We start from the raw sequence: 7431 nt of genomic DNA, 5'->3' as shown, positions 1-7431 counted from the left end.
GGCCGCCGGCGGCGTCCCCATGGGGACCGTCGGGCGCGCGGCGGCGCGCTTGGACGCGGCCTTCTCGGCGGAGTTGGAGCGATCGATCGCGAGCGTCATCAGGTGCTCCTGCGCGATGAAGGGCTCGTCGCCCACGGCGCGCACGATGGGGGCCCACAGGCCCTTGGGCGTGAGCTCGCGCGCCTTCACGTTGTCCTTCAGCTGGATGTCCATGTATTGGATGACCTGCGCGCGCACGCCGGCGTCGAGCACGGGGAACGCGATCTCCACGCGGTGCTCGGTGTTGCGGGTCATCATGTCGGCGCTCGACAGGTAGACCGTGTCGGCGTCCTCGCCGAACGCGTAGACGCGCGCATGCTCGAGGTAACGGCCCACGATGGAGCGGATGTGCACGTTCTCGGTCTTGCCGGGGACTCCCGGCAGCAGGCAGGAGATGCCGCGGATGATCATCTCGACCTGCACGCCGGCGCGGCTCGCCTCGGAGATCTTATCGATGACCTCGCGATCGGTCAGCGAGTTGAGCTTGAAGAACACGCGTGCCGGAAGCCCCGCCTGCGCACGGTCGATCTCGCGGTTCAGGCCGGTCATGATGAGCGGCTTCAGGCCCGCGGGTGCCACGCCCAGATAGCGGTAGCTTCCGCGCAGGTTGCCCAGCGACAGGTTCTGGAAGAAGGAGTTCGCGTCCTCGCCGATGCCGGGGTGCGCGGTCATGAGCATGAAGTCCGAATAGAGCTTCGCGGTCTTCTCGTTGAAGTTGCCGGTTCCCAGCAGCGTGATGCGGGTGACCGCCATGCCCTCGCGGTAGGTGATCTGGCAGATCTTGGAGTGGCACTTGAAGCCCTCGGAGCCGTAGATGACGGTGCAGCCGGCCTCCTCGAGGCGCTCGGCCCACTCGATGTTGTTCTCCTCGTCGAAGCGGGCGCGCAGCTCCATCAGGACGGTGACTTCCTTGCCGTTCTCGGCGGCGGCGATCAGCGACTCGCACAGGCGCGACTGCTTGGCCACGCGGTAGAGCGTGATGCGGATGGAGAAGCAGTCGTCGTCGTAGGCCGCCTCGTGCACGAGGTCCAAAAACGGGTTCATGGACTCGTACGGGTAGAACAGCAGCTTGTCGCCCTCGATGACCTGCTCGCGCATGCTGCGGCCGGAGTCGAACCCGGGGTTGTTCTGCGGCGTGAAGGGGTCGAAGAGCAGCTCGTGGCGCGACGTCTCAGGGATATGGGACTCCAGCGAGTACACGTAGCCCAGATCGAGCGGGATGTCCACGACCGCCGTCGCGCGCCCGGAGAGCTCGAGCGCCTGGCGGATCGGCTTGACGGTCTCGCGCTCGAGCTTGCCGCGGATGAAGAGGTAGACCGGCTGCAGGCGCAGACGCTTCTTCAGGATGCGCTTCATGTGCTGGCGGTAGTCCTCTTCCTCCTCGACGCCCTCGCCGTCCGGGTCGATGTCGGCGTTGCGGATGACGCGGATCACGGCGCGGTCCTGCGGCTCGTAGGAGCCGAAGCACCCGTCGATGCAGGACATGATGACGTCCTCGAGCAGGATGTAGCGGTACTCGCCCGTGGTGCTGGGGATCTCGATGACGCGCGGCAGCGAGGCGGGAACCTCGATGAGGCCGAGCAGGCCGGACTCGTCGGCCGACGCCGCGAGGCTGCAGACCAGGTACAGGCCGCCGTTGCGCAGGTTGGGGAACGGGTGGCGCGGGTCGATGACGAGCGGGGAGATGATGGGGGAGATGAAGGATTTGAAGTACCCCTCGACGAACGTGCGCTCGTCGCCGATCAGGGTGCTGGGCTCCAGGCGCACCATGCCGCGGTCGGCGAGCTCCTCCTCGAGCTCGTGGAAGGCGCGCGCCTGGCGGGCGTACAGCGGCGGCAGGGCCTCGAACACCTTGTCGATCTGCTCGGACGGCGTGAGGTTGCTCTTGTTATCGCGCGGCTGGTGCTTGAGCGTCGCCAGGTCGGACAGGCCGCCGATGCGGATCATGAAGAACTCGTCGAGGTTGCTCTCGAAGATGGACACGAACTTGAGGCGCTCGAACAGCGGCACCGACTCGTCGTATGCCTCGGCGAGCACACGGTCATCGAAGCGCAGCCAGGAGAGCTCGCGGTTCTGGGTGTAGGAGAAATCGTAACGCTCCGCCTGGGGGATGCCCTCAAGCGGCGCGGGGCCTTTCTTCTTGTCGTCTTTCTTGCGGTCTTTGTCTTTGACTGCCATGGCGGATCCGTCTCTACTCGAGGGCGTATACGGTACCAACCGCGCCCGCGCCCCGCCGAGGGCGCCTGCGCGATGTGCATAGTTCAACTCCATCATAGGGCCTTGCGCCCCGTGCGGGCGCCTCGCGGGCAAAGCTTATCGGGATGCTTACACGAACGGTCGGGGACCGGTTCAGGGAGGCGCCGATCGGTCCGTCTTGCGCCCGCTGCAGGGTGTTCGCCGCAAAGGCGGCCGGAAAGCGGCCTCTCAGGCTCGGTCCGGAACGTGCGCGGCGCGCGCTGTATCCGTCCGGGTGGGAAACCGCACGTTGATAAAACCTTTTACCAACGTGCGCAGGCGCTTCATTTTGAATTTGGTATCAATTCGCGGGCAATAAGGGCCTCATTAGAGCGGATCCGGGGTTCCTCCCAAGGTTTCCGGACCAGCGTGGACAAAGAAACCGCAGGTCACAGGCTTGTCAGATATGGCCGCTTCCAACCCGTACTTGCCGATTTGATACCATATTCGTTTTCAAGATATAGCAACCCCCTCTATCCTGGGGTTTTGCGGTGCGGTTTCCCCACCGTGCGGCGCCGAGTCCCCAGGACCACCCCAGGTTCCGGGGCCCGCGCGCCGTTCAGCCCAGCCCAGCTTGCGTAATATGGGTTTTATCCAAGGTTTGGGCGCGTTCGGAAAGACGTGAGATAATCGAAAAGATTGTGAGTGGAGAACCGGCGCCTGCGCACGCGGGCGCGGCTGGGCTGCGCGGCGGCCCGCACGGAAAGGGTAGGTCGATGGCGAAAGGTCTGCATGTCCCGAACGAGATCGGGCAGCTTCGGCGTGTCTGCTTGCACAGGCCGGGCGACGAGCTGCTCAATCTTCCGCCGAGCGAGCTCGACAGGCTCCTGTTCGAGGACGTCCCGTTTCTGGAGGACGCGCAGGCCGAGCACGATGCGTTCGCCCAGACCCTGCGCGACCAGGGGGTCGAGGTCGTCTACCTCGAGGACCTCGTCGCCGAGGCATTCGACGCCATGCCCTCCGCCCGCGAGGAGTTCCTGGACCAGTACCTCGCCGAGGCCGGCATCAAGGGCAAGATCCTGCCCGCCGCCATCCGCGAGCGCCTGGGAGCCATCGCCGACAACCGCGAGTTCGTGAAGAAGACCATGGCGGGCCTCACCAAAGACGAGATCGACCTGCCGCTCGTGCGCTCGCTGCCGCTCGACGCGGTGTCGCGCGTCGAGAGCGAGACCAACCTCGCCATCGACCCGATGCCCAACCTGTACTTCACGCGCGACCCGTTCGCCGTCATCGGAACCGGCGTGAACCTCAACCGCATGTACTCCGCCACGCGCAATCGCGAGACCATCTACGGCAAGTACCTCTTCAAGTACCATCCCGACTACAAGGACACGACGCTGTACTTCCGTCGCGACGCCTCGTTCCATGCCGAGGGCGGCGACGTGCTGAACATCAACGAGCACACCATCGCCGTGGGCATCTCGCAGCGCACGCAGGCGGCCGCGATCGACGTCATGGCGCAGAACATGTTCTGGGACTCCGACTCCAAGGTCGACCGCATCCTGGCGTTCGAGATCCCCAACTCGCGCGCCTTCATGCATCTCGACACGGTCTTCACCCAGATCGACGTCGACAAGTTCACGATCTACCCGGCCATCATGGAGACCCTGCGCGTGTTCGAGCTGACGCCGTCCGTACGCTCGGGGGAGGTCTCCATCCGCGAGATCAACGACACGCTCGAGCACATCCTGGCGGGCGCTTTGGGCATCGACCAGGTGAAGCTCATCCCGTGCGGCGGCGGGGACCCCATCGCCGCGGCGCGCGAGCAGTGGAGCGACGCCTCCAACACGCTGGCGGTGGCCCCGGGCAAGATCTGCGTCTACGCGCGCAACACCGTGACGAACGACGTGCTGTACAAAGAGGGCATGGACCTGCTGGTGATCCCGTCCGCCGAGCTGTCGCGCGGCCGCGGAGGCCCGAGGTGCATGAGCATGCCCTTCTGGCGCGACGACCTCCCGACGGGCTGAGACGCCGCGCTCTCGGTTCGCCCGCCTCGCGGTTTATCGTTTCGAAACAGGCGGACCTCATACTACATGGATGATTGCGCCGGGGAGACCGGCCACAGGAACATGACCGAAAGGAGCCTTCATGGGCGTGAACCTCTCCGGACGCAGCTTTCTGAAGCTGCTCGACTTCACCACCGAGGAGATCGAGTACCTGCTCGCGCTCGCGCGCAACTTCAAGGACCTCAAGCGCACCGGCACCCCGCACCGCTATCTCGAGGGCAAAAACATCGTCCTGCTGTTCCAGAAGACCTCGACGCGCACCCGCTGCTCGTTCGAGGTGGGCGCGATGGATCTGGGCATGGGCGTGACCTATCTCGACCCGAGCGGTTCCCAGATGGGCAAGAAGGAGTCCATCGAGGACACCGCGCGCGTGCTCGGCCGCATGTACGACGGCATCGAGTTCCGCGGCTACGACCAGGCCGACGTCGAGGAGCTGGCCGCCAAGTCCGGCGTGCCGGTGTGGAACGGCCTGACCGACCAGTGGCATCCCACCCAGATGCTCGCCGACATCCTGACCGTTCAGGAGAACTTCAACTACGACATCAAGGGCAAGACCCTGGTGTTCATGGGCGACGCGAAGAACAACGTGGCCCGCTCCCTCATGGTCGTCTGCGCCAAGCTCGGCATGAACTTCGTCGCATGCGGCCCGGTCGAGTGCATGCCCGCCTCCGACGTGATCGACGCCTGCACGCCGATCGCCGCGGAGAACGGGTGCACCATCACCTTGACGCAGGACCCCGAGGCGGCCTGCCGCGGGGCGCACGTCATCTACACCGACGTGTGGGTCTCCATGGGCGAGCCCGACGAGGTCTGGGCCGAGCGCATCAAGCAGCTCGAGCCGTATCGCGTGACCTCTCAGCTCATGGCGCTGGCGGACCCCTCGGCGATCTTCTTGCACTGCCTGCCGAGCTTCCACGACACCAACACCACCATCGGCGCCGATATCGCGAGCAAGTTCGGCGTCACCGAGATGGAGGTCACCGACGAGGTGTTCGAGTCCCGTCAGTCCAAGGTGTTCGATGAGGCCGAGAACCGCATGCACACCATCAAGGCGGTCATGTACGCGACGTTGAAATAGCGCCCGCGCGCCCGCGACGGGCGCCGTGAAAACAACCGACCGGTACTGCCCATGGGCCCTTCGGATCCATCCGGAGGGCCCATGCGTTTGGCGCCCTTGAGGGGGCCACCGGCCGCACCCGACTCACGGCGTCGCCGCCAAAACGCGTGCGGCGCGGCGCACGCGCGGCGCACGGCGTGTGTTTTGTCGGCCCGATTCCGCTGCCGGGCGGGCGGCGGCATGCGTCTCGACTATACTTAGGCAGGCTTGTCGCCAGCGGGCGTCGGGCCGAGCCACACTAGCAGACGTCTGAGAGGAGCCCCGCCCAATGCGCCAGGGATTCGATAACGAGAAGTACATCAGCCTGCAAGCGGAACACATCAAGGAGCGCATCGCTCAGTTTGGCGGCAAGTTGTATCTGGAATTCGGCGGCAAGCTCTTCGACGACTACCACGCGAGCCGCGTGCTTCCCGGCTTCGAGCCCGACAGCAAGTTCCGCATGCTCAAGAGCCTGTCGGACGACGTGGAGATCGTCATCGCCATCAACGCGAACGACATCGAGAAGAACCGCGCGCGCAGCGACCTGGGCATCACCTACGACGAGGACGTCCTGCGCCTGACCGATATCTTCCGCGGCTACGGGTTCCTGGTGAGCTCCGTCGTGCTCACGCAGTACGCGGGCCAGCCCACGGCCGACCTGTTCCGCCGCCGCCTCGAGGACCTGGGCATCACCTGCTACCTGCATTATCCCATCGAGGGCTATCCCCACGACATCGACCTGGTCGTGTCCGACGAGGGGTACGGCAAGAACGACTACATCGAGACCTCGCGCCCGCTCGTGGTCGTGACGGCCCCCGGCCCCGGCTCGGGCAAGCTCGCCACCTGCCTGTCGCAGCTCTATCACGAGCACAAGCGCGGCGTGAACGCCGGCTACGCCAAGTTCGAGACGTTCCCCATCTGGAACCTCCCGCTGTCCCACCCCGTCAACATCGCCTACGAGGCGGCGACGGTCGACCTGGACGACTCCAACATCATCGACCCGTTCCACCTCGAGGCCTACGGCAAGACGACGGTCAACTACAACCGCGACGTCGAGGCGTTCCCCGTGGTCAAGTCCCTCATGGAGAAGATCATGGGGGAGAGCCCCTACCAGAGCCCCACGGACATGGGTGTCAACATGGCGGGCTATGCCATCGTGGACGACGAGGCGTGCCGCGAGGCGGCCAAGATGGAGATCGTGCGCCGCTATTTCACGGCCGTCGAGCAGGTCAAGCGCACCGGCGCCGGCACCGAGCAGGTCGCGCGCCTGAAGAGCATCATGAAGAAGGCGGGGGTGGACAAGGACTTCTCGCCCGCCCGCTCCGCCGCGCTGCTGAAGGAGCAGACCACCGGCTCCCCTGCGGGCGCCATGGTGATGCCCGACGGCTCCGTCGTGACGGGCAAGACCTCCGCGCGCCTGGGCGCGGCCAGCTCGCTGCTCATGAACGCCCTCAAGGCCGTGACGGGCGTGGACATGGAGCTCGAGGTCATCTCCGATGACGCCATCGAGCCCATCCAGCGCCTCAAGACCCGCCGTCTGGGCAGCGTGAACCCGCGCCTGCATTCCGACGAGACGCTCATCGCGCTGTCCATCACCTCGGCTACGAGCGAGGTTGCCGCGCGCGTGCTCGAGGGGCTGAAGAAGCTGCGCGGCTGCGACGCGTTCTTCTCGGTGATCATCTCCGCCACCGACGAGGAGCTCTACCGCAAGCTCGGCATCAACGTGTGCTGCGAGCCCAAATACGAGCGCGCCGGGATGTATCACCGCTAAGGGCGCTCTGTTCTATGATGACATGACGCTCCGGCGCGCTTGCGTGCCGGAGCGTTTTTTTGGGTTGTTTGGGGACGGGTTCGTTTCAACCCATCCTTGGTCGCGCTGCCGCATCGCCGTGTCCGACGCGCCGTTCGGAGCGGATATGCGACCGACAGGCTCGCTTTTCATTCCGATGACAACCGTTTGCTAAGATGGGAAGACCGTGTTTCCATCTGGGCTGCTGCTTGGTTGAGAGGAAGGAAGGCCAGCATGATGCATCCGGTCAGTTATTGGAAGGAACA

At 65.2% G+C, this 7431-nt stretch carries 4 protein-coding genes; 3 read left to right on the top strand and 1 reads right to left on the bottom strand.

Annotation, left to right across the window (positions count from 1 at the left end):
• Positions 1 to 2217, bottom strand: a 2217-nt coding sequence (gene ppk1, locus BN3789_RS08785; RefSeq protein ID WP_066833064.1) for a polyphosphate kinase 1, incomplete at its 3' end; no start/stop codon positions are given.
• A 773-nt stretch (positions 2218 to 2990) separates the two neighbouring features.
• On the opposite strand from ppk1, the gene BN3789_RS08780 reads away from it, so the two are divergent.
• The 3 genes from BN3789_RS08780 (at position 2991) to BN3789_RS08770 (ending at position 7147) form a co-directional block, all read left to right on the top strand.
• Positions 2991 to 4241: an arginine deiminase gene (locus BN3789_RS08780; protein ID WP_066833060.1), complete on the top strand. Its 1251-nt coding sequence runs from the start codon at positions 2991 to 2993 to the stop codon at positions 4239 to 4241.
• A gap of 121 nt (positions 4242 to 4362) precedes the next feature.
• Positions 4363 to 5358, top strand: a complete 996-nt coding sequence (gene argF / locus BN3789_RS08775; protein WP_066833057.1) for an ornithine carbamoyltransferase — start codon at positions 4363 to 4365, stop codon at positions 5356 to 5358.
• Between the two features lie 307 nt (positions 5359 to 5665).
• Complete coding sequence (locus tag BN3789_RS08770; RefSeq protein WP_066833054.1) at positions 5666 to 7147, top strand: DUF1846 domain-containing protein; 1482 nt, start codon at positions 5666 to 5668, stop codon at positions 7145 to 7147.
• Positions 7148 to 7431: the final 284 nt, after the last annotated feature.

Origin of the sequence: Collinsella ihumii (assembly GCF_900046475.1) — a bacterium.
GTDB classification, from domain to species: Bacteria; Actinomycetota; Coriobacteriia; order Coriobacteriales; family Coriobacteriaceae; genus Collinsella; species Collinsella ihumii.
The sequence above is the reverse complement of the archived record's forward strand: the minus strand, read 5'-3'. Positions and strand labels throughout refer to the sequence as shown.